This window comes from Citrobacter sp. Cs237 (assembly GCF_030332325.1).
Classification (GTDB): Bacteria; Pseudomonadota; Gammaproteobacteria; order Enterobacterales; family Enterobacteriaceae; genus Citrobacter_A; species Citrobacter_A sedlakii.
Genome location: NZ_JAOWIB010000108.1, coordinates 29,972 through 52,631, shown reverse-complemented (window position 1 = coordinate 52,631; position 22,660 = coordinate 29,972). Strand labels below are relative to the sequence as shown.

Here is a 22,660-nt window from a genome sequence, read left to right as displayed (position 1 = left end):
GTCCCGAATCTTAGTGAGAGAGATAGTTTTTAAACGCATCGGTCTGCGGGTTGGCGAAGCACCCCGCATCACCCAGCTCGACGATGTGACCGTTTTCCATATACACCACGCGGCTGGCGGTTTTCCGCGCCACTTCCACTTCGTGCGTCACGATCACCTGAGTAATATTCGTTTCCGCCAGTTCACGAATGATACTGACGATTTGCGCGGTGATTTCCGGATCCAGCGCGGCTGTGGGTTCGTCAAACAGCAACACCTGCGGTTCCATCATCAGCGCGCGGGCGATGGCGACGCGCTGCTGCTGGCCGCCAGAAAGGTGCAAGGGATAACGATCGCTGTAGGGCTTCAGACGCAGGCGTTCCAGCAGCTTCTCCGCACGGGCTAAGGCCTGATCTTTCGTCAGCCCGAGCACGCGGCAGGGCGCTTCGATAAGGTTTTGCTGTACGGTCAGATGCGGCCACAGATTGTACTGCTGAAAGACCATGCCGACATTCTGGCGCAGATCGCGAATGGCTTTGTCTGACGGCGTCTTACGGAAGTCGAAATGGTTGCCCGCAATGTCCAGCGTACCGGACCGCGGCATCTCCAGAAGGTTGAGTACGCGCAGCAGCGAGCTTTTACCCGCCCCGCTTGGGCCAAGCAACACCAGCGTTTCGCCCTGCGGGCAATCCAGCGTGATATCGAACAGCGCCTGATGCGCGCCGTAGAAGCAGTTAATGCCGTTTAATTGAATACTCATTGATACTCGTATACTGGCCGTCTGATAGCTATTGAAGCCGCAGATAGTACCTTTGGCAGAATAGTTATGCAATATTTATGCTTTAAAAGTTAAATATAGCGCGCATTTCCCCTTAAACATAGCACAAAATAGCGGCGGCAAGATGGCGCAAGCATGATTGTCGGCATTCTGTGAAGAATGCCAGACAATTTACGCGAGAAAGGAAAAAAATGATGTGGGACTGCGTGTAGGCCGGATAAAACAATGCGCAGCCATCCGGCCTGTAACGTCAAAAATTAACGGTTCTCAACCGACTGGCGCAGGGTTCCGGCTGGCGCATGGACGCTGCCGCCGAGGTAGCGCACATCGTCAATCACCCAGCACTGACCTTCATGAATCATCAATACTTCATCCTGCCAGCGCTGCTCGCCCTGTTTCAGCTCCACGCGCAGCGGAATATTGCGCGCGTCCCGGTTCGGAATGGTCGACGCGCTGGCGACGTTTGCGCTGTCCGGCGGCGTTGCGCGGCTGGAGAAGGGATCGCTGCTCAAAAGCTGACGATGCTGGCCGTCGCGGCTGGCGTCAGACAGCAGTTTCGCCAGGTTATCGCTCAGGTATGGGCGCAGGGCGGTAAGGTCATTGCTGCGGTGCTGAATGCGATAGTCATAGAATTGTTGAGCCACATCGTCCGGGCCTCCCTCCACGCAGGCGCCTGCACGCGGTCCGTTATCTTTGTAGGCCGGCGTGACGGTGGTGCAGGCACTGAGAAGCAGCGCGCAGGGGATAAGCAGGGAGAGTTTCGAATAGCGCATAGTGATTTCCTTATAAGCTTCTGCTAATAGTCTTCTACATTATTCAGTTATAACCTTTCAATAATAGTGTATCGGTCTGATAATGCTTTTGCGATCGTGCGCTTATGCCCCGATCCCTTATGATTTTGCCAATGGCTGAGTAAAGGAGCGTAATTATGCAGTTTTCAACCACCCCCACTCTGGAAGGACAAAGCATCGTGGAATACTGCGGTGTGGTCACGGGCGAAGCCATTTTAGGCGCAAACATCTTCCGTGATTTTTTTGCCGGTATCCGCGATATCGTTGGCGGACGTTCCGGCGCCTATGAAAAAGAGCTGCGAAAAGCGCGGGAAATCGCCTTTGAAGAGCTGGGGGATCAGGCAAAAGCGCTGGGCGCCGATGCGGTGGTCGGTATTGATATCGACTATGAAACCGTGGGCAAAGACGGCAGTATGCTGATGGTCAGCGTGAGCGGCACGGCGGTAAAAACGCGTCGATGAGAGCGTTACTGTCGCTGGCGGCCGCCGCGCTGCTGCTGACCGGCTGCGCGAGCGAAAAAGGGATTGTCGACAAAGACGGATACCAGCTCGACACGCGCCATCAGGCGCAGGCGGCTTATCCACGCATCAAGGTGCTGGTGATCCACTACACAGCGGATGACTTTGGCACCTCGCTGGCGACGCTGACGGACAAAAATGTCAGCTCGCATTACCTGATCCCGTCGGCGCCACCGCGGTACCGGGGGAAGCCGCGTATCTGGCAACTGGTGCCGGAACAGGAGCTGGCCTGGCATGCAGGCGTCAGTTTCTGGCGCGGCGCGACGCGCATCAACGACACCTCAATCGGTATCGAGCTGGAAAACCGCGGCTGGCGGATGTCTGCGGGCGAGAAATACTTTGCGCCATTTGAACCGGCGCAGATACAGGCGCTGATACCGCTGGCGAAAGAGATCGTCGCCCGTTATGACATTAAACCGCAGAACGTGGTGGCGCACGCGGATATCGCGCCGCAGCGTAAGGACGATCCCGGCCCGCTGTTTCCCTGGCAGCAGCTTGCGGAGCAAGGGATAGGCGCCTGGCCGGACCCGCAGCGAGTGGAATTTTATCTTGCCGGACGTGCGCCGCATACGCCTGTCGATCCCGCAAGCGTGCTGGACCTACTGGCGCGCTATGGTTACGAAGTCACGCCTGATATGTCCGGGCGCGAGCAGCGGCGGGTGATCATGGCCTTTCAGATGCATTTCCGCCCGTCGCTATGGAATGGCGTCGCGGATGCCCAAACCCAGGCGATTGCCGAGGCGCTGTTAGAGAAATACGGGCAGGGATAGGCGCAGACTGCGCGACAGAGCCGCCCCTCCTGGTTTTTCTGATGGGATTAATCCTAAGTTAAAAGTCAATTAATCTATGATTAATTGACTTTATATTGGTCTCATTTATGATTGATTTCGTCTTCAGGATGCTTTTCAAAATATTATAAATCTATTATTTCTTCTCTTTTTTATTTCTTTTACTTGCCTTTTTGGAACCAGGAACGATTCAGTTGTTTATAAGCCGCATTTCTGCGGTGGTTAAGCACACGTATTATCAATATTCTGCGTAAGGTATAACAATGTTAAGTATATACGGTAAAAAAACACGTCCCCATACCGAAATGGGGTGCATTATTTCCGCCACTGAAGGGTATGAAGAAAGAAAACTGAAAAAATGGCAGAAAATTACTACCGACGATCCGGATTATATTCATATTATTATTAGCGGGCAGGTTGAATTTCGCCGGGTCTCGGACGAACTGTGTATGTTTACGTTGCAGGGACAGTGCATTTTTGGCCTTTCCGCGATGTTCTATCAGTCTCCCCACATGTATGGTCTGGCGCGCTCTAACACGGTTGTTCGCTCCATCAGGAAAGAGGCGTTCTTCCAGCTTTTGACCGAAAATAATTTATGGCCAGAATTGACGAAAGTCTTATCCTGGTACATTTGTCTGTTAAGCAAACGCGATGATATGCTGGTCGCCCGCAATGCGTATTCCGTCATCCGTGAGTTCCTGATTGAAATCAATGCGCTGATCACCCACCATGATTATGATATTAACGTTTATGATTATATTCAGGAATACACCAACTTTGCCCGTAGCACGATCATCAAAATACTCTCCGATCTGAAAAAAGGTAATTATATTGTTATAGAAAAGGGACGCTTAATTACAATGAAAGCGTTGCCTGAAAAATACTAATATCCTCCCTGGAGTCTCCCTTCATGAAACGGAAGTGGAGGCTTTTTTAGTCCTTCTGCACAGTAAATCATTCATCATATCAATCATCAGGCGTCGTCAGGCAGCGGTTGGCCCCGGGCATTTTGGGGTGTCTGCGGCATCCTGCGCGTTTTCTGCATGGCGTCATAGTCGTTCAGCGTCTCATCCTCGGGGGGAGGCGGTACCTTTCCCTGCTGGTAGTCCGCTTTTTGTTCCTGTAGCGCTTGCAGGAAGCGTTCCTGCAAGGACGACGTCTGGTTTTCTGTGCCCGGCAGCGCCACAGCGGATAATTCGCCGTCAGGCGCCCGCCGCCAGTCGTCATCGGCTTGCCACAACGTATCGTCCTGAACAGGAGGACGTGCCTGAGCCGCCGGAAGCGGTTCAGGTTTTGGCGGTGGGAACGGCTTCGAAACGTACACATAATGCATATCAGACGGGTGTACGTCGGGGTTAACCACCTTCACTGGCTTTGGCGGCGGCGCAGGGTGTCGGCACTGCCAGTAAATATGCGCATACAGTCCGGCAACGACAAAAGCAAACAGCGTCATGAGCCAGAACAGGGTCTGAAAGACTTTTTTCCGGATAGTGGGCAGGCGGTAGGAAAAATAGACCGCCTCGCCGGTCGCAAAGCTGCGTTGAGCAGCAAGACAAATGGTGGACATTATTGCGGCTTCCCTTGCGTTTTCGCTGGCGGATTTACCGTTGCGGTTTGCGTCACGACGCCTGGCGTACTGTTGGCGGCACGCATCAGCTGCATCAGCGTCTCTTCGCCGACGATGCCGTCAACGTGCAGTCCCGTTTTCCCCTGAAATTCGCGGGTACGTCTGGCGAGATCGGCAGTCCAGCCCTGCGCGTGGGTGACGGGCTCGTGCAGCAACTGACTCAGTTCCTGATCCAGCCAGTTCAAATCCGTTTTGCCGCTGGCGGCGGTGATTTCATCTTTCCCCTGCGGCGTTAAGCGGTGCAGCAGGGTGTAATTGCCGGTGGCATGCTGATTAAACCAGCGTTTGCTCACCTGCCAGGTACGGTTGTTGACCAGCAGATCGAGAGTGTCTTTTTCTACCCGCGCCACGACGGCATAGTTCAGGTGATCGCCGGTTTTGAGCTCGCCGATCCACGGATATCCCGCTTTCTCCAGCGCCGCCAGCGACGCATTTCCCTGCCGGCACATCAGGTTTACCCGTCCGGCGTTCTGGCATAACGCATCGTTTGCCGAGGCGTCATATCCCCACATGGTGTACAGCTGATGCATGGCATCCGGCAGATTCACCACGTCGCGTTCAATCGTCGGTTCCCGGGGGCCGTCTGTCTTCGGTTGCGTTTTATGCCAGGCGACAGGCACCGGCAGGGGGACGGGAAGATGCGCCGTCAGCGCGGAAGAGAAATACCCGGCGCAGCAGGCGAACGCCACCGAGGTCAGCAGACCCATGGCGGCGAACCGGCGACCGCGCGGCCTGGCGGGAATGATTTCGCCTGCGGCTAAACGTAAATGACGCGGTGAAACGGTGGCCGCGCGTTCGGTCCAGGCCGCGAGCATCGCCAGGTGCGCCAGCTTGTTCAACTGGCTCACCTGGCCTCTGGTCAGCGCGTGCATCCGTCGCACACGGGCGGGCGTCAACGGCGACGTCTCCGCCTGATGCGCTTCGGTCTGCGCCTCGACGTAGGCATGGAATTCGCCGCAGGTTAGCGGGCGCAGCGTATGGCAGGTATGAACCCGTGAGCGCAGCCCGGAGTGGTTGAGCAGGCGTGACTCTTGTTCGGGGCTGCCGGTCAGCAGGATGGTCAGCGGGAAGCCGGACTCTTCGGCACGCACCAGCAGCATCGCCAGCACGTCCCAGCAGTTGTCCTTGATCGCTTCCGCCGTGGAGATCATCAGCAGCTTGCCTTTCTGGCGTCGCGAAGGCGATTCTTCCTGCCAGAGACGCAGCACAGCATCCACGGCGTGTAATTTATTCTTGCTCGTTTGCGTGGCCGGATTGAGCTTGTACAGCAGGGTATTGCCGCTCAGCTTCGGAAAGGCGTTGAGGGTTTGTGCGCACGGGTGCTGTTCGCGCAAATTTTCAATGAACGCACTGAGCAATTCCGGCTCGGCGGAAAACAGGCCCATCATGCCCGGAGTCTTTATTTTCGCCAGCAACAGACCAAAAATATCCTGGAGATACGGAATTAAAAACATCCCCGGACGTCGGGTCACGCTGCCATACGGCTGGCTGGTAAATTTAAAATGGTTCAGATACATGATGACTCACGGCGCACTTGGCTTTCAAAAACGTTGGCGAAAAAATAAAGGAAGGGCGATGGCTGAGCAAACTCTGTACAGGAGAAAATGAACCTCATTTTTTTCGGGTTAGCATCAACCTAAAAAAGCGTCAACGATTTTTTCCTGTAAAGTTGCTGATATTGCAGATGGTCGCTGTTCAATCTTCTCAGTAGTATTCATTTCACATATTGGCGCAGCCCGATGCTGCGAAATTCAGTGTTATTTAAGGCAGTTGAAGAATGAGGATGCAACTTTATTCCAGACTGATTGCACCCTGCGTGATGTTTCTCTTGCTAATATTTAGCGGGCATCAGGGGTATGTCGTCTATAAAGATTATAGAAAAGTTACGAATAAGTTAGATGCCGCCAAAAATAAAGTGCGGAATACGCGTGACACAGAAAAGGAATTTGCCCTGTTTCAGCCTGCCGTCTGGCAAGCGAATTCTCCCGTGGCAGTAAAAACCCCGTTGTCCGCAGAAATTGAGGGCATCGTCAGTAGCGATGAAAAATGGCTCTCTTTTGCCGTTATCAAAACACCGGCAGGACAAAAAAGTTATCGCGAAGGTGAAACGCTGGTGGGCTTTAATGATGCGTACCTTGAGGAAATTAACAATGATAATGTGGTGGTTAATTACGAAGGTACTACGCAAGTACTGGCGCTAAAAAAGCCGGACTACTTTAAAGGCGGCGTAGAGAGCGGACCGGTGGCAAAACCTACCGCGGACGCAGGCGCGGAAAGCCTGCATCTTAACGATCGGTTGGTGTTGAAACCGCATATTGAAAAAGGTCAGCTGGAAGGCTACGAAATTAATCCCCGCGACGCCTCGCCCTTTTTTCACGACATGGGGCTAAAAAAGGGCGATGTGGTTGTAAGAGTTAATTCTGTTGACATGACTCAGGCCGCACAGGCCAAAAGTATTATCGCCAACTGGTCAACGATGAAACAGGCGGCAATAGTGGTGAAACGGAATACGCACCTGGAAAATATTCAGGTTAATGTTTTAAATAATTAACAAGTGAACGATCATGAAGAAATTTCCCTGGGCGTGTGTGACGCTGACAACCCTGGCTTTATACTCCGGGTCGCTATTTGCTGCGAATTTTAGCGCCAGTTTTAAAAACACCGATATCCGTGAGTTTATCGATACGGTAGGTCGTAATCTGAATAAAACGATTCTTGTCGATCCTTCCGTACAGGGAAATGTATCGGTCCGTACGTATAACGTATTAACGGAAGAAGAATACTATCAGTTCTTTCTTAGCGTCCTGGACCTGTATGGCCTTTCCGTTATTCCGATGGATAACGGCATGATAAAAGTGGTGCGGTCTGCGGTGGCAAGAACCGCAGGCGCGCCGATTGCCGACAGCCAAAATCCGGGCAAAGGCGATGAAATAATTACCCGCGTTGTGCGCATGGAAAACGTGCCGGTACGCGAACTGGCGCCGCTGCTTCGCCAGCTTAATGACGCCACCGGGATCGGCAACGTGGTGCATTTCGAACCCTCTAACGTGCTGCTGCTGACCGGCAAAGCTTCGGTAGTGAACCGGCTGGTGGATCTGGTGCAGCGCGTGGATCGTTCCGGCGTGCAGCGCCGCGAAATCGTTCCGCTGCACTATGCTTCCGCCAAAGAACTTTCGGACATGTTGAATAACCTCAACAACGAAGAACAAAAAGGGCAGAACGCGCCGCAGCTGGCTACCAAAGTGGTCTCTGATGATGAAACCAACAGCCTGGTGATCAGCGGCAGCGAAGAGGCGCGCACGCGTACGCGCGCGCTGATCGCCCAGTTGGATCGCGAGCAAAGTAACGAAGGCAATACCCGTGTCTTTTATCTCAAATATGCTAACGCCGCGAAGGTGGTGCCTGTGCTCACCGGCATTGGCGAGCAGTTGAAGGACAAGCCGGGGGCCACGAAAAGTAAAACGGCCACCGCCAATAACGAACTGAACATTACCGCCGACGAGTCCACCAACTCGCTGGTGATTACCGCCCAGCCTAACGTAATGAACTCGCTGGAAAAAGTGATCGACAAGCTGGACATCCGCCGTCCGCAGGTGCTGGTGGAAGCGATCATCGCCGAAGTGCAGGATGGCGCGGGAACCGATCTCGGCGTGCAGTGGACAGGGAAACACGGCGGGGTACAGTTTGGCGCAACCGGCCTGCCAATCAGTCAAATTAAAGACGGCAGTATGAAAGGGGTGAGCTTCACCGGGATGGCGACCGGCTTCTTCAACGGCGACTTTGGCGCGCTGATGACCGCGCTGTCCACCAACGGCAAAAACGACATTCTGTCCACGCCGAGCGTGGTGACGCTGGATAACAAAGAAGCGTCATTTAACGTTGGGCAGGACGTGCCGGTGCTGTCGGGATCGCAGACCACCACGGGCGACAATGTGTTTAACACCGTTGAGCGTAAAACCGTCGGTACCAAACTCAAGATCCTGCCGCAGATTAACGACGGCGACATGATTCACATGAAGATTGAGCAAGAAGTCTCCAGTGTGGATGCCAGCTCTACCGAGGATTCTTCGTTAGGCCCAACGTTTAATACCCGCACTATCAATAACGAAGTGATGGTGCACAGCGGACAAACAGTGGTACTGGGCGGCCTTATTGAGAACGTCACCAAGCAGAACGTTTCGAAGGTGCCGCTGCTGGGCGACATTCCGCTGGTTGGACAACTGTTCCGCTATACCTCCCAGGATACCTCTAAGCGTAACCTGATGGTGTTTATCCATACCACCGTGTTGCGCGACGACGACAACTACAGCGCGGCGTCGAAAGAGAAATACGACCAGGTTCGCGCCCGTCAGCTGCAGCGTATGGAAGAGAAAAAACTGGGTATTCTGGAGCCGGGCGACAACGCTGTTTTACCCGCGTTTCCGACTCCCGACGCCGCGCCAGTGAAAACCCGCGCCACGCCGTCCACCTCCCGCAACCCGTTTAAAGAATAAGGCGGAGGCGGCATGGACGAACTCAGCAAACAGTTATGCAGCAGCAGCTTCGCCAAAGATAACGGCGTGCTGATCCATAACAACACAGTGTATATCCGTGAAAACGCGCCTGCGTTTGCGTTGCTGGAAATGCGGCGGGCGCTGGGCCATGCCTTCACCCCAACGGTGGTGACGGCAGAGGCGTTCGACGAAATGCTGGCGAAAATCTGGCAACAGAACAGCGGCGTGTCGCAGCAGTTGGTTGATGATATGGACGCGGATATCGATCTGATGGCGCTCACCGAGGAGATCCCGGACAACGAAGATCTGCTTGATAATGATGAAAATTCACCGGTGATCCGTCTGATCAACGCCATTCTTGGCGAAGCGGTGAAAGACGGCGCGTCGGATATCCATATCGAAACCTTCGAACGCACATTGAGCATCCGGTTTCGCGTCGATGGCGTCCTGCGCCCGGTGTTACAGCCCGCGCGCAAGCTGGCGCCGCTGCTGGTGTCACGTATCAAAGTCATGTCAAAGCTCGATATCGCCGAGAAACGTCTGCCGCAGGATGGCCGTATCTCTTTGCGGATCGGACGTAAAGCGGTGGATGTGCGTGTTTCCACCATTCCATCGCAGTACGGCGAGCGCGTGGTGATGCGTTTGCTGGACAAAAGCAATCTTAAGCCGGATATCAACAAACTCGGGCTGATCGAGGAGGAACTGGTCAGGCTGAAAGGGCTGATCGCGCGTCCGCACGGCATTATCCTGGTCACCGGGCCGACGGGGTCCGGTAAAAGCACCACGTTGTACGCCATTTTGTCGGCGCTCAACGGTCATGAACGCAACATTCTGACCGTCGAAGACCCGATCGAATACGAGCTGGAAGGGGTGGGGCAGACCCAGGTCAACCCGCGCGTGGACATGACCTTTGCCCGCGGCCTGCGCGCAATCCTGCGTCAGGATCCGGATGTGGTGATGATCGGGGAAATTCGTGACGGCGAAACCGCGCAGATCGCGGTGCAGGCGTCGCTGACCGGTCATCTGGTCATGTCTACGCTGCATACCAACAGCGCGGCGGGGGCGATTACCCGTTTGCGCGATATGGGGCTGGAGTCGTTTTTAATTGGTTCATCGCTTCTTGGCGTCATTGCCCAGCGTCTGGTTCGCCGGTTGTGCCCCCACTGCCGGCAAAGCAGTCCGCTGGAAGACAATGAAAAAGCGCTGTTCACGTTTATGGAAAAACCACCGAAGGCGATTTATCGCTCAGTGGGCTGTGAGCAGTGCCGCCAGAGCGGTTACCAGGGACGCGCCGGGATCCATGAATTTCTGGTGGTCGACAGCGCCATGCGTCGCGCTATCCACGAAGACCAGGATGAAATGTCCATCGAGACGCAGATGTTTAAAGAGGCCTGGAGTCTGCGCGAGAACGGTCTGCTGAAGGTGATTTCCGGCGTCACATCGCTGGAAGAGGTGATGCGCGTCACCGCCGAGCGCGGAGGAGACGAATAATGGCATGGTATGCCTGGACCGCCACCGACGCCGCCGGGAAAACCCGGCGCGGCACGCTGCAGGCCGACGGACCGAAACAGGTTCGCCAGACCCTGCGTGAGCAAAAGCTGATGCCGGTGACCATCTCCGTTACCCGCGAACAGGCCGCCGGGAAAAGCGCCCGAAAAGGGGTGAAACTCGCCACGCCGGTGCTGTCGATGTTTACCCGCCAACTGTCGACGCTGGTGAACGCCGCGCTACCGCTGGAAAGCGCGTTGAAGGCGATTGCCAGACAGACGGAAGACAAAAAGCTGGCGGCGATGGTCACTGACATCCGCGAAAAGGTGGTGGAAGGGCACACCTTGTTCGACGCGTTTAGCCAGTATTCCCGCACCTTTGACAAGCTTTACTGTACCCTGGTGATGGCGGGCGAAAAAACCGGCCATCTGGGTGATGTGCTGGAAAAGCTGGCGGAGTACAACGAACAACGACAAAAAATGAAAAGCAAGTTGTCGCAGGCGATGGTGTATCCGATCACCCTGACGGTGGTGGCGATTGCGGTCATCTCCATACTGCTGGTGGCGGTAGTGCCGCAGGTGATCGAACAGTTTGTCCACATGAAACAGCAATTGCCGATCACCACCCGCACGCTGATCGCGGTGAGCGACTTTTTGCAGGCTTACGGCATGGTGATCGGCGGCGGCTTGGTGGGCGGGGGTGTCGGTTTTAAGGCCTGGCTTAAAAAAGAGAGCAACCGCTTTGTTTATCACCGCTGGCTGGTGAACGGCTCGCCGCTGAAAAAACTGGTCTGCGCCATTAACAGCGCCCGCTACATCCGCACGCTGAGCATCCTTCAGGCCAGCAGCGTCCCGCTGCTGGAAGGGATGTATATCGCGATGGACGGGATTGAAAACCTGTATGCCCGGCAGGCGCTGGAGCAGGCGGCGGACACGGTACGCCAGGGCGCGTCGTTATATAACGCGCTGGAACAGGCGAAATTATTTCCGCCAACCATGTTGTACATGATCGCCTCCGGCGAAGAGAGCGGCGAACTCGGCGGATTAATGGATCGGGCAGCGGAAAACCAGGAATCTGCATTACAACATCGAATTACATTAACGCTGTCGGTATTTGAACCGGCACTGGTGGTGACAATGGCGACAGTGGTTTTATTTATCGTGCTGTCAATATTACAGCCGCTTCTTCAGCTCAATAATATGGTGGGTTAATTATGTCTGTAAAAAGAAAAAACCTGACGCGTCAGGCCGGGTTTACTTTGCTCGAATTAATGGTGGTGATCGTCATCCTTGGGGTTCTGGCAAGCATGGTGGTGCCAAACCTGATGGGAAATAAAGAGAAAGCCGATACTCAGAAGGCGACCAGCGACATTGTGGCGCTGGAGGGATCGCTGGATATGTACAAGCTGGATAACCACCGTTATCCCACCAGCGAACAGGGCCTGCAGGCACTGGTGACGAAGCCGGAAATCGCGCCAATTCCGAACGGCTATCGTACTGACGGTTATATTCGTCGCCTGCCGCAGGATCCGTGGGGCAATGATTATATTCTCGTCAGTCCGGGCGAGCACGGCGCGGTAGATATCTTTTCGCCGGGGCCGGATGCCGAAGCGAACACTGCCGATGATATTACGAACTGGTCGTTAGATAACAAAGATAAGTGATGAAAAAACAGCGTGGGTTTACATTGCTGGAAATTATTCTGGCGCTGGTGATATTTGCCAGCTGCGCCATGATGGTCGTGTCGACGATTCCATCGCGCAGTGGTGCGGATATATTTGGCCAGCAAATGAAATCTCTCGTTGAATACGGTTCCGACCGCGCGGTAATGGACGGCACTATTATCGGGCTGGTCATAACGCCATCGGAATATCAACTTGTCGCCCCGGCCGAAAAAAATGGCGAACGGCGCTGGGAACCGCTCACCGCCGGGCGTATTTACACTCACGGCCAGTTTCCGGAAACGATGCATATCTCCCTTTCGCCACAGCGTCTGGCGGCGACGGTAACGTCCGAACCGCAGGTAATATTTTTACCCGACGGGGAGATGTCCCGCTTTCGTCTGACCCTGCAAAGTGACGACAAACAGCACCATTTTAGCGTGGTGTCGCAGGGCGCCTCGCCGGTGTCGGTAGAGAATAATGACTAAACGTAGGATGAAAGAGCTGGGGATGACGCTGCTGGAAGTCATGGTGGCGTTAGTTATTTTCTCCACCGCGGCGCTGGCGCTTATGAATTCCGTTTCGCTGAACGTGCGCTTTACCCACGGCCTGGCGGACACGCTGCAGGCCAGTTGGGTGGCGGAAAATCAACTGGCCGAAGCGCAGCTGGAAAAGCGCCCGTTTCCTGATGCCGCTGAAAAAGGCGACGAAACGATGGGCGGACGCACCTGGACCTGGCAGATCCAGCGGGTGAAAAAAGACAACAAAGTGTTTGCCAACGACATTGCGGTTTATGCCGAAGGCGACGAAAGCCAGCCGGTGATCGTCCTGAGCATCATTCCGCCGGAGGACACGCCATGAGTAAGCGACTCCCGCGTCAGCAGGGCTTTACCCTGCTGGAGATCATGATTGCCCTGACCATTTTCGCGGTGATCAGCATCCTGGCATGGCAAATACTCGACGGCGCGATGCGCACCACGACGGCAACGGACACCGCGGCGACGAAGCTCAATCAGCTACAGCGCGCCTATAACCTGCTGGAGCGCGATTTCTTCCAGCTTCAGGCGCGCGCGCCGCGCAATGAACCGGAGGTGTTTCGCCAGGATGGGAACGCCGTTGAACTCAGTACCCTGAGCGCCTTGAGCGGCGATGTCCGGCTGGAGCGCGTGCGCTGGCGGCTGGAGGAGCACCGCCTGTGGCGCGACGTCTGGCCGGCGATCGACAGCCCTTCCAGCGCCAAACCGGAAGAGGTGCCCATTTTAAGCGACGTGAAAGAGATGCGCTGGCGCTTCTGGCGTCAGGATTGGCAAGACGCCTGGACGGACGCCGCTCACCAGCCAGACGGCGTGGAGCTGACGCTGACGATGACAAACGGCGAAACCTGGCGCTGGGTGTTTCTCACCCCCGGGGAGATGCCGGAAATTCAGTTAGCGAAAAAGCCGGAAGCGCCAGCGGACGTCGCGTCGCCGCCAACCTCGCCCGCAGCGGAGGCCGCGACGCCTGCCGCCGCCGTACCGACCGGAGAGGCAAAATGAAAACAGACAAACAGCGCGGCGTCGCGCTGCTGGTGGTGCTGATCCTGTTGGTCATGATGTCCGCGCTGGCGGCAAAAATCAGCCAGCAGTTCTGTCGCAATTTGCAGAAAACCCGATATCAGGTGAGCCAGCAGCAGTTGCGCTGGGCGATGCAACGCCAGGATGAGGTGATTAAAGATCGTCTGCAAACCCTCACCAGCGGTGAAAGCAAAGGGCTTTCACCAGAGGGCGAATGGCGCGAGCCGCTGGAAACCCAGGGGGAATACTACACGGTGGTCAGCCAGATTGAGGACGCCCGGCGCTGCTTCAATGTCAACAGCCTGCTGGCGGAAGAAAAAGCGGCGACGGCCACAGATGCTGCCGCGTTGCCGACGAAACCGGTCAAAGAGCAAATTATTGAACAACTGCTGGCCGACAGTGGTGTCAGCACTGTGGCCGCAGAAGAGGTGTATCAACAACTGGTGGATTACCTCGACGGTGACAGTATCACGGCGAAAGAGGGGCAGGAGAATGATGCGTGGGCCGGCGCGCTGCCGGAGCGGCTTCCTGCGAACCAGATGATGCGTACTATCGGTGAGATCACACAGCTGCCGGCGTTTCCGCCAGCGGCCTGGCCCAAAGCCAGCACCCTGCTGTGCGCCCTGCCGGACGCCGATGGCACGGTCGATGTGAACACCCTTAAGCCTGAGCAGGCAACGCTATTGTCGGCGCTGTTCCTCGGAAAACTGAGTGAAGATGACGCGTCGCGCTTGCTTGCTTCCCGTCCGCAAGAGGGGTGGGAGTCGGTCGAGGCTTTCAGCAAGGAATTAGAAACAAACTACCCGCAGAGCAAAGAAGTTCTGACCCAGGTTCAGGAATTTATCGCGGTGAACAGCAACGATTTCCGGGTTAACAGCACCGGGAATACCGATGATTTAACGCTGCGCGTTGTCAGCCAACTGCACGTTGATAAGGAAGCCGGGAAGGTTACGACCTGGCAACGCCGCTACCGAATAATGGAATAAGAAGAGTCATAGTCAATGAAACAGGTACTTTTTATTCGTCCCGACGCGAATGAGGACGGGAAAATTGCGTGGTGTATTTCCGGCCAGCAGCAGGTGGATGTTCTGGATAATCGCGCCGCCTTAAGCACGCTGGCAGACAGTCCGCTGGCAACGCGCGTTTGCCTGCTGTTGCCCGCCAGCGAACTGGTCTTTCGCCAGTTTACACTGCCAAAAAAAGGGCTTTCCATCCAGTCGGCGCCGTTCTCGTGGCTGGCGGAAGAAACGCTGATTGGCGATGTGGACACGTTGCACTGGACGGTACTGCGCAAAAAAGGCCGTGAGGTGGACGCGGTGGCGATTGACGCAGAACGTCTGCGCTTCTGGCTTTCGCTTTGTGAAAAAGCGGGGCTGAAGGTGATTCAGGTTCTGCCGGATGCCATTTTACTGCCCGTCAGCGAAGGCGGCGCGACCCTGGTTTCCTGCGGCGACAGCTGGTGGCTGCGCGCCGCGCCGTTTAGCGCCTGTGAGGCAGATGCCGCCCTGATGCCGTTTTTGACCCGCGATCTCGATGGCGACATTTGCTGCTACGGCGACGTCCCGTCCGGCGTCGTCATTACTGAACAGCGGGCGTGGCAGCATCCTCTGACGCTGATTCAGCCGCAGTGGAAAACCTGCCGCGCCAATATGTTGCACGGTCCCTTTTTAGCCTCCGGCACGCACGGCTTCCGGCATGGGAAAGCGATGCTGGCCGCCGCCGTGGCGCTTTCCGTGGGGCTGATGATTGGCCCGCGGATCGCCATGGCCTGGATGCTGGTGCAACAGGAAAACCAGGCGCAGGAAGAGATCGTTCAGGTGGCGCAACACTATTTCCCCAGTCTGCGCCAGCAGACCAACATTAAGTATCATTTTGGTCAGAATCTCAAAAAACAGCCGAAAGGCGTCTTTTTACAACTTGACGCCCTAGCGCAAATTAAAAAAAACGTGCCCGCCGTGGAATTAAGCCAACTGGAATATAACGAGGCGCAAAATCAGCTTACCCTGAGCCTGTCGTCACCGGACCCGCAGGCGATCCAGTCATTTGTGAACCAGGCCAGCGGCAGTTTTGATTTTACCCTGCAACCCGTCTCCACCCAGGCGCCCTTTACGGCGATAGTCACCGGGAAATATAAATGAAAGAACGTATTGCCCAACTGAAAGCGCGTTACCAGAATTACAGTCCGCGCGAGCGTAACCTGTTTACGCTGTGCGCCGCGGCGCTGTGCTGTGCCGCGGTCTATTACGGCGGCATCATCCCGCTGGACACTATGATTAAAAACAGCGAATCGACATTATTACGGCAAAAAGAGACTCTGCGCTGGATGCGCGAAGAGATCGATAAAAATCATTTGCAGGCGAAGGTATTAAAAACCAGTAATCCGCGCCAGGTGATCGAAGAGAGCGCGAAAGAGATCCATTTGCCGCTGACGGATATTCGCCAGCATGAGCAGTCTCTCGAACTTGTTGTTGAGAAGGTGAACGTTGTTGAACTGAAAAACTGGCTGCGTGAACTGAATCTTTCCTCAGGCGTGCGTCTGGAAAAAATGGCGTTAATGCCGGTCGACCGCGCCAGCAGCGTCAAGGCGACGCTGGTACTGAGCTGGAAAAAAGCCGCATGAATGCCCTGACCGCCTTCAGAGAGGGCTATCCGCTGGGGTTTTGCGTTATGAGCGGCGTGTTCGGCAGCATCATCGGCAGCTTTTTGGGCGTGGTGGTCGAGCGCCTTCCGCCGATGCTGCTGGAGGAAGAAGACGCGGGGAATTTGCTGTTTCCCGCCTCGCACTGTCCGGCATGCGGACACGTGTTGGCCTGGTGGGAAAATATTCCTCTGTTGAGCTGGTGCTGTCTGCGGGGACGCTGCAGCCACTGCCGGGTCGCTATCCCGCTTCGTCTGTTAATGGTCGAATGCCTCAGCGCGCTCTTCTTTGCGCTGACCGCCGCTTTCGCGCCTTCGTTGCCTGCGCTGATCGCGCTGTGGATCTTGTGGATCGGCCTGTTGCCGCTCACCTTCATCGACGCCCGTTATCTGCTGCTACCGGACTGTTTAACCCAGCCTCTGTTGTGGGCCGGGTTGTTGTTCCACGCCTGTGTTCATACGCTACCGTTAACCGACGCCCTCTATGGCGCGATAGCCGGTTATCTGTCGTTGTGGCTGGTGTATTGGGGATGTCGCCTGTTGACCGGGCGCGAGGGACTAGGGCAGGGGGATGGTAAACTGTTTGCCGCGCTGGGGGCCTGGTGCGGCTGGCAACCGTTGCCGTACATTTTGCTGCTTGCCGCGCTCACTGGCATCGTTATCTATGTGTTGTTATATAAATCCACGGGCAACGACCGACAAATTCCTTTTGGCCCCGCCCTTTCATTGGCGGGAGTAATTATTTTTATTATTCAATCCTGGCAATTCACATTCTAAGTGCCGCTGCAAGTATTTTTTCATCTATTTTCGCCGAGGGAATGAAAGGACGAAGGGTGTTTCCCAGATTATTATGCAAGGGTAAAAAAAAGGATGGTTTGCAAATAAATAGGGAGGATGTCCATAATTAATAATCTTTAATGAGCCGTCCTGGTTCATACCGTTATTCATTTATTAGTACTTCTCATTGTCGTTCATGCTTTAAGGAAGGCATGGTTATTTTCATATTCACAAATAAAGTTATCGGGAATTAATAATGAAATTTATGAAGCCAAAATATCTGGCGTTGTTTGTCGCTGCGGCAACAAGCTCTGTATTTGCAGCGGCGCCAGGGACGCCGTCTATTTCCAGCGGTAATGATAAATTTGCCCTCGTGGAAGTGGATCAGGCTGCTCAGGATTATAACAACCTCGTTAAAGTGCATAACGACGGCGTTGACGTGAAAGTGGAGTGGAACGTGTGGAGCGGCGATGCGCCGACTTCCGCAAAAGTACTGCTGGACGGTAAAACCGTCTGGACCGGTGCTGGCAGCGCGTCTGGCTCTGCGACCTTTAAAGTAAAAAAAGGCGGGCGCTATCAGGAACAGGTGGAATTGTGTAACGACAGCGGTTGCACCAAGAGCGCCAGTAAGCTGATTATCGTGGCGGATACCGACGGTAGCCATCTGCTGCCGCTGAATACCCCGCTGCTGGAAAATAACAAAACCTTCGCGCAGCACACCGACAAAGTGGTTGGCGCCTACTTCCCGGAGTGGGGCGTCTATGACCGCAACTTCTCCGCCGATAAAATCCCGGTGGCGAACATCAACCACCTGCTGTATGGCTTTATTCCAATGTGCGGCGGCGACGGTATTAACGACAGCGCCAAATCGTCTGGTGCGCTGGAATCCCTGAAACGCGCGTGCCAGGGACGTCAGGATTACACCGTGGCGATCCACGATCCATGGGCGGCGCTGCAGAAACCGCAGCAGGGCGTAAGCAACTGGGATGACCCGTACAAAGGTAACTACGGTCAGCTGATGGCGATGAAAAAAGCGCATCCTGACCTGAAAATTCTGCCGTCCGTCGGCGGGTGGACGCTGTCCGATCCGTTTTTCCAGATGGACAATAAAGTCCTGCGCGATCGCTTCGTCGCCTCTGTAAAAGAGTTCCTGAAAACCTGGAAAGTGTTCGACGGTGTGGATATTGACTGGGAATTCCCGGGCGGCGGCGGTGAGAACGCCAAACTCGGCAATCCGCAGACCGATAAGGCCACGTACACCGCGCTGATGCACGATCTGCGTCAGATGCTGAACGAACTGTCGGCTGAAACGGGCCGTACCTACGAGCTGACCACCGCAATCGGCGCGGGCAAAGATAAGATTGAAGACGTTGACTACAACACGGCGCAGCAGTACCTCGATCATATCTTCCTGATGAGCTATGACTTCTACGGCGCGTGGAGCAACACCGATCTCGGCCATCAGACCGCACTTTATGGCGCGTCATGGAAACCGGACACCAACTACACCACCGATAACGCAGTGAAAGCGATGCTGGAGCAGGGCGTACAGCCTGGCAAGATCGTCGTTGGCGCGGCGATGTACGGACGCGGCTGGACCGGCGTTCACGGCTACACTGGCGACAACCCGTTCACCGGCACGGCTACCGGTCCGGTGAAAGGCACCTGGGAAAGCGGCATCGTTGACTACCGTCAGATCGTCAACCAGATGCTGGGCAAACCGGGTTGGGAATACAAATACGATACCGCTGCAGAAGCGCCGTATGTATTCAACAAGTCTACCGGCGAGCTGGTGACCTACGACAACGCCCGCTCCGTTGAAGCGAAAGGCAAATATGTCCTGAACAACAACCTCGGCGGTCTGTTCGCGTGGTCTATCGAGTCCGATAACGGCGATATCCTGAACGCCATGAACGAAGGTTTGATGGGCGGCAGCTCCACGCCGGTTGAGCCGGTAAACACCAACCACGCGCCGGTCGCTTCTGCGGTTGACCAGAGCGTAACTGGCCCGGCGACCGTGATGCTCGACGGTTCGGCTTCCCGCGATCAGGACGGCGACGCGCTGACCTACAAGTGGACGCAGATTTCCGGCGCCACCGTAGCGATTGCCAACAGCACCAGCGCTAAAGCCAGCATCAACCTGCCAGCGGTTACCCTCGATCAAACTCTGGCATTCCGTCTGACGGTCACTGATGCGAAAGGCCTGAGCAATGCGGTGGATGTCCAGGTAGTGAATAAAGCGCCGAAAGCCAACCAGGCTCCGGTAATCAATGCCATGGAAGCCGTGAGCGTGACCGCGGGCGAGTCTCTGTCTCTGCATGCGCAGGCAACCGACCCGGATGGCGATGCGCTGACCTACAGCTGGAGCGTACCGGCAGATATGAACGCAACCGGTACGGATACGGCGAACGTGCGTATCACTGCGCCAGACGTGGCAAACGCCTCCACCTTCACCCTGAGCGTGATCGTGTCCGACGGTAAGACCAGCGTACAGTCTAACGTGCAGGTGACTGTGAATCCGAAAGCGGTACCGACTCCGGCAGAGGAAGACACCCATCCGTCTGATGAAGGCAACACCCCTTCAGACGAAGGTACTACCCCGTCTGATGAAGGCAACACGCCGTCTGATGAAGGTAGCGCAACAGATTCCTGCGACAACCCGGTTGACGCTAACGCCAGCAAATACGCGGCATGGGAATCCAGCAAAATCTACAACGGCGGCGATACCGTGAGCTTCGACCATCTGGTATGGAAAGCGAAGTACTGGACGCAGGGTAACCAGCCGGGCTTCGGTGCGGAAGCCTGGGAACTGGTCAGCCAGGTGAAATTCAACTGGCGTTCCGATGTGGTCTACAACGGCGGCGATACCACAACATATGAAGGGTCTGTGTACCGTGCGAAGTGGTGGACCATGGGCGACAACCCGGCAAACAGCGATGTATGGGTGAAGGAAGGCGCAGCAACCGACTGCAAATAATTTCACCGCAGGTCGCGGGGAGTACGCTCCCCGCACCTCTGGACCACACCCCGCTTCGGGTGTGGTTCCTCTCACCTGACAGGATGTAAAAAGGAGCCAATTAACCCGTTTATCAGGAGAAAAAATGAAACGCATCATATTTTTGCTGCTGATTGTCAGTCAGAGCGTATTCGCTAACTGTTGGGATAACGCCGCGCATTATTACCATGTGGATCCTTATCTCTTATATGCAATAGCAAAAGTTGAATCCGGGATGAATCCCTATGCCGTAGGGGTAAATCACGATGGCACCCGGGATGTCGGTTTGATGCAAATTAACAGCTCGCATTTTACAGAACTGCAACGACACGGGATTGATGAATACCGGCTGATTGCCGAGCCGTGTACCTCAATTATGGTGGGGGCTTCGATTCTTTCCGACATGATTAAAGTCTATGGCAATAACTGGGAAGCCGTTGGCGCTTATAACGCAGGGCTGAAAAAAGAAAACTACCCTCAACGCATGATCTACGCGCGCAAGGTATGGAATAAATATCAACAGTTAAAAAAACCTTACCGCGGATGACTTTTATTTTTTGAAGAATACCCACGCGTGTTCTTCTAAAAGTGAATGTCGCACTGGAGGGCTTATTTATTGACGGATTAATAAATAAACCAGGGGATTAATTATCTTATTGTACTATTCAAGGAAAACTGAAATGAACAAACGGACATTATTAAGTGTACTTATTGCCGGCGCGTGTGTGGCGCCGTTTATGGCGCAGGCCAGCAATCTGCAGGCGACCAGCGGTGAGCCTTATACCATGAAGGCCAGCGACCTGGCGAAAAAAGAGCAGGAGCTGACCAACTTTCCGCTGATGCAGTCGGTAAAAGAGACTATTCGCACCCTCGATAACGCCTCAGTTGAACTGATCGAGCCGGGTCGCGCCGCCAATCCGGAAAACGTCAAGCGCGTGGAAGGCATCGTGAAAGCGTCGGACTGGGAATACCTGTTCCCGCTGCGCGCGCAGGCGTACACCTACAGCAACTTCCTGAAAGCGGTCGGTAAATTCCCGGCGCTGTGCCAGACCTATAACGACGGTCGCGACAGCGACGCGATCTGCCGTAAAGAACTGGCGACTATGTTCGCGCACTTCGCCCAGGAAACTGGCGGCCATGAAAGCTGGCGTCCGGAGGCCGAATGGCGCCAGGCGCTGGTTCATGTCCGCGAGATGGGCTGGAGCGAAGGCCAGAAGGGCGGCTATAACGGTGAATGTAACCCGGACGTATGGCAGGGGCAGACCTGGCCGTGCGGTAAAGACAAAGACGGCGACTTCCTGAGCTACTTTGGTCGCGGCGCGAAGCAGTTGTCCTATAACTACAACTACGGTCCATTCTCGGAAGCGATGTATGGCGACGTGCGTGTACTGCTCGACAAACCGGAGCTGGTGGCGGACACCTGGCTGAACCTGGCGAGCGCGATCTTCTTCTTCGCCTACCCGCAGCCGCCGAAGCCGAGCATGTTGCAGGTGATCGACGGCACCTGGCAGCCGAACGAACACGATAAAGCCAACGGTCTGGTGCCGGGCTTCGGTGTGACCACCCAGATCATCAACGGCGGCGTGGAATGCGGCGGCCCGACGGAGATCGCCCAGTCACAGAACCGTATCAAGTACTACAAAGAGTTCGCCAATTACCTGAAAGTACCTGTTCCGGCTGATGAAGTGCTGGGTTGTGCCAACATGAAACAGTTCGACGAATACGGCGCGGGCGCGCTGAAGATTTACTGGGAACAGGACTGGGGGTGGAGCGCGGACACGCCAGACGGTAAAACCTATGCTTGCCAGTTGGTGGGCTACCAGACGCCGTTCAGCGCCTTTAAAGACGGCGACTACACCAAATGCGTGCAGAAGTTCTATAACGTGAACATTGTAAATGACGACGGTACGCCGGTCACACCTGCCGATACCACACCGGCGGACACCACGCCATCTGAGGATACGCCTGCGGATACCACTCCGCCAGATGACACGACCCCGGCGGATACCACGCCGGCAGACGATACCGCGCCAGTGGTGGTCAACCACGCGCCGGTGGCGATTATTTCAGGGCCGGTTGGCGCGGTTGAAGCGGGGGCGCAGGTTTCGCTGAGCGCGGAAAGCTCTACCGATGAAGACGGTAATAAACTGACCTATACCTGGCGCTCGCAGGACGGTCAGACCCTTTCCGGCGAAGACAAAGCGGTGGTGACCTTTACCGCGCCGGAAGCCGCTACGGCGAAGCAGTACGAAGTGAGCCTGACCGTCAGCGATGGCGAACTGAGCAGCACCGCATCCTATCTGCTGAACGTGAAAGCAAAGGCCTCGACGCCGTCTGAAGATGAAGGCGCTTACCCAGGCTGGAGCGCTAACAGCACGTACAACGCAGGGGACATCGTTAACAACCACGGTAAACTGTTCCAGTGCAAACCGTTCCCGTACAGCGGCTGGTGCAACAACGCGCCAACCTACTATGAACCCGGCGTGGGTCTGGCATGGTCCGACGCATGGACCGCGCTGTAAGGTAAACGCAAAGCGGCAACCAGAGGTTGCCGCTTTTTTGCGATTTTGCCGCCC

Annotated in this window: 22 protein-coding genes; 18 read left to right on the top strand and 4 right to left on the bottom strand. The window is 55.3% G+C overall.

All coding sequences use genetic code 11. From position 1 onward, the window contains the following. Positions 1-10: 10 nt before the first annotated feature. Positions 11-739: an arginine ABC transporter ATP-binding protein ArtP gene (gene artP / locus OGY07_RS17305; RefSeq protein WP_042284928.1), complete on the bottom strand. Its 729-nt coding sequence runs from the start codon at positions 737-739 to the stop codon at positions 11-13. A 275-nt stretch (positions 740-1,014) separates the two neighbouring features. Beyond that, complete coding sequence (locus OGY07_RS17300) at positions 1,015-1,530, bottom strand: lipoprotein (protein ID WP_042284925.1); 516 nt, start codon at positions 1,528-1,530, stop codon at positions 1,015-1,017. A 155-nt stretch (positions 1,531-1,685) separates the two neighbouring features. Between OGY07_RS17300 and OGY07_RS17295 the strand changes: the two genes are divergently transcribed. The 3 genes from OGY07_RS17295 to OGY07_RS17285 all read left to right on the top strand — a co-directional run bounded on the left by OGY07_RS17295 (position 1,686) and on the right by OGY07_RS17285 (position 3,741). Beyond that, positions 1,686-2,009 (top strand): heavy metal-binding domain-containing protein, encoded by a 324-nt coding sequence (locus OGY07_RS17295; RefSeq protein WP_042284921.1) that lies wholly within the window; start codon positions 1,686-1,688, stop codon positions 2,007-2,009. Further along, positions 2,006-2,836 (top strand): N-acetylmuramoyl-L-alanine amidase, encoded by an 831-nt coding sequence (locus OGY07_RS17290; protein WP_286601990.1) that lies wholly within the window; start codon positions 2,006-2,008, stop codon positions 2,834-2,836. The genes OGY07_RS17295 and OGY07_RS17290 overlap by 4 nt, the downstream gene beginning before the upstream one ends. Positions 2,837-3,117: 281 nt before the next feature. After that, positions 3,118-3,741: a helix-turn-helix domain-containing protein gene (locus tag OGY07_RS17285; RefSeq protein ID WP_042284916.1), complete on the top strand. Its 624-nt coding sequence runs from the start codon at positions 3,118-3,120 to the stop codon at positions 3,739-3,741. An 86-nt stretch (positions 3,742-3,827) separates the two neighbouring features. Here the strand turns inward: OGY07_RS17285 and OGY07_RS17280 are convergent, their stop codons facing one another. Next, entirely contained in the window at positions 3,828-4,421 is a 594-nt protein-coding gene (locus OGY07_RS17280; protein ID WP_286601987.1) for a type II secretion system protein GspB, cryptic system variant, read from the bottom strand. Continuing rightward, a complete protein-coding gene (locus OGY07_RS17275; RefSeq protein ID WP_060569874.1) occupies positions 4,421-5,998 on the bottom strand; it encodes an ExeA family protein in 1,578 nt (525 codons plus the stop codon). The genes OGY07_RS17280 and OGY07_RS17275 overlap by 1 nt, the downstream gene beginning before the upstream one ends. A 302-nt stretch (positions 5,999-6,300) precedes the next feature. On the opposite strand from OGY07_RS17275, the gene gspC reads away from it, so the two are divergent. The 15 genes from gspC (at position 6,301) to OGY07_RS17200 (ending at position 22,606) form a co-directional block, all read left to right on the top strand. Next, positions 6,301-7,032, top strand: a complete 732-nt coding sequence (gene gspC / locus OGY07_RS17270) for a type II secretion system protein GspC (RefSeq protein ID WP_042286188.1) — start codon at positions 6,301-6,303, stop codon at positions 7,030-7,032. A 13-nt stretch (positions 7,033-7,045) separates the two neighbouring features. Further along, positions 7,046-8,974, top strand: coding sequence for a type II secretion system secretin GspD (gene gspD / locus OGY07_RS17265; protein ID WP_042284908.1), 1,929 nt, complete (start codon positions 7,046-7,048; stop codon positions 8,972-8,974). 12 nt (positions 8,975-8,986) lie between these two features. After that, positions 8,987-10,465, top strand: coding sequence for a type II secretion system ATPase GspE (gene gspE / locus OGY07_RS17260; protein ID WP_286601984.1), 1,479 nt, complete (start codon positions 8,987-8,989; stop codon positions 10,463-10,465). Further along, complete coding sequence (gspF, locus tag OGY07_RS17255; RefSeq protein ID WP_286601977.1) at positions 10,465-11,673, top strand: type II secretion system inner membrane protein GspF; 1,209 nt, start codon at positions 10,465-10,467, stop codon at positions 11,671-11,673. Before gspE ends, gspF begins: the two co-directional genes overlap by 1 nt. A gap of 2 nt (positions 11,674-11,675) precedes the next feature. Continuing rightward, positions 11,676-12,125 carry a type II secretion system major pseudopilin GspG gene (gene gspG / locus OGY07_RS17250; RefSeq protein ID WP_082636807.1) on the top strand — a complete coding sequence of 150 codons (450 nt, stop codon included), beginning with the start codon at positions 11,676-11,678 and terminating at the stop codon, positions 12,123-12,125. Then, positions 12,125-12,610 (top strand): type II secretion system minor pseudopilin GspH, encoded by a 486-nt coding sequence (gspH, locus tag OGY07_RS17245; protein WP_042284895.1) that lies wholly within the window; start codon positions 12,125-12,127, stop codon positions 12,608-12,610. Before gspG ends, gspH begins: the two co-directional genes overlap by 1 nt. Then, on the top strand, positions 12,603-12,983 hold the full coding sequence (gspI, locus tag OGY07_RS17240; protein ID WP_286601974.1) for a type II secretion system minor pseudopilin GspI: 381 nt from the start codon (positions 12,603-12,605) through the stop codon (positions 12,981-12,983). The genes gspH and gspI overlap by 8 nt, the downstream gene beginning before the upstream one ends. After that, on the top strand, positions 12,980-13,657 hold the full coding sequence (locus OGY07_RS17235; protein ID WP_286601972.1) for a type II secretion system protein GspJ: 678 nt from the start codon (positions 12,980-12,982) through the stop codon (positions 13,655-13,657). Before gspI ends, OGY07_RS17235 begins: the two co-directional genes overlap by 4 nt. Continuing rightward, positions 13,654-14,661, top strand: coding sequence for a type II secretion system minor pseudopilin GspK (gene gspK, locus OGY07_RS17230; protein WP_286601970.1), 1,008 nt, complete (start codon positions 13,654-13,656; stop codon positions 14,659-14,661). Before OGY07_RS17235 ends, gspK begins: the two co-directional genes overlap by 4 nt. 15 nt (positions 14,662-14,676) lie before the next feature. Further along, complete coding sequence (gene gspL, locus OGY07_RS17225; protein ID WP_286601968.1) at positions 14,677-15,813, top strand: type II secretion system protein GspL; 1,137 nt, start codon at positions 14,677-14,679, stop codon at positions 15,811-15,813. After that, positions 15,810-16,295: a type II secretion system protein M gene (locus OGY07_RS17220; protein ID WP_042284884.1), complete on the top strand. Its 486-nt coding sequence runs from the start codon at positions 15,810-15,812 to the stop codon at positions 16,293-16,295. Before gspL ends, OGY07_RS17220 begins: the two co-directional genes overlap by 4 nt. Continuing rightward, the gene (locus OGY07_RS17215) at positions 16,292-17,089 is read left to right on the top strand and encodes a prepilin peptidase (RefSeq protein WP_205611828.1); all 798 of its coding nucleotides are present in this window, start codon (positions 16,292-16,294) and stop codon (positions 17,087-17,089) included. The genes OGY07_RS17220 and OGY07_RS17215 overlap by 4 nt, the downstream gene beginning before the upstream one ends. Positions 17,090-17,345: 256 nt before the next feature. Then, a complete protein-coding gene (locus OGY07_RS17210) occupies positions 17,346-20,066 on the top strand; it encodes a glycosyl hydrolase family 18 protein (RefSeq protein ID WP_060569866.1) in 2,721 nt (906 codons plus the stop codon). Between the two features lie 124 nt (positions 20,067-20,190). Continuing rightward, on the top strand, positions 20,191-20,631 hold the full coding sequence (gene iagB / locus OGY07_RS17205) for a type III secretion system invasion protein IagB (protein ID WP_042284876.1): 441 nt from the start codon (positions 20,191-20,193) through the stop codon (positions 20,629-20,631). A 133-nt stretch (positions 20,632-20,764) separates the two neighbouring features. Next, positions 20,765-22,606, top strand: coding sequence for a chitinase (locus OGY07_RS17200; RefSeq protein ID WP_042284873.1), 1,842 nt, complete (start codon positions 20,765-20,767; stop codon positions 22,604-22,606). Positions 22,607-22,660 lie beyond the last annotated feature (54 nt).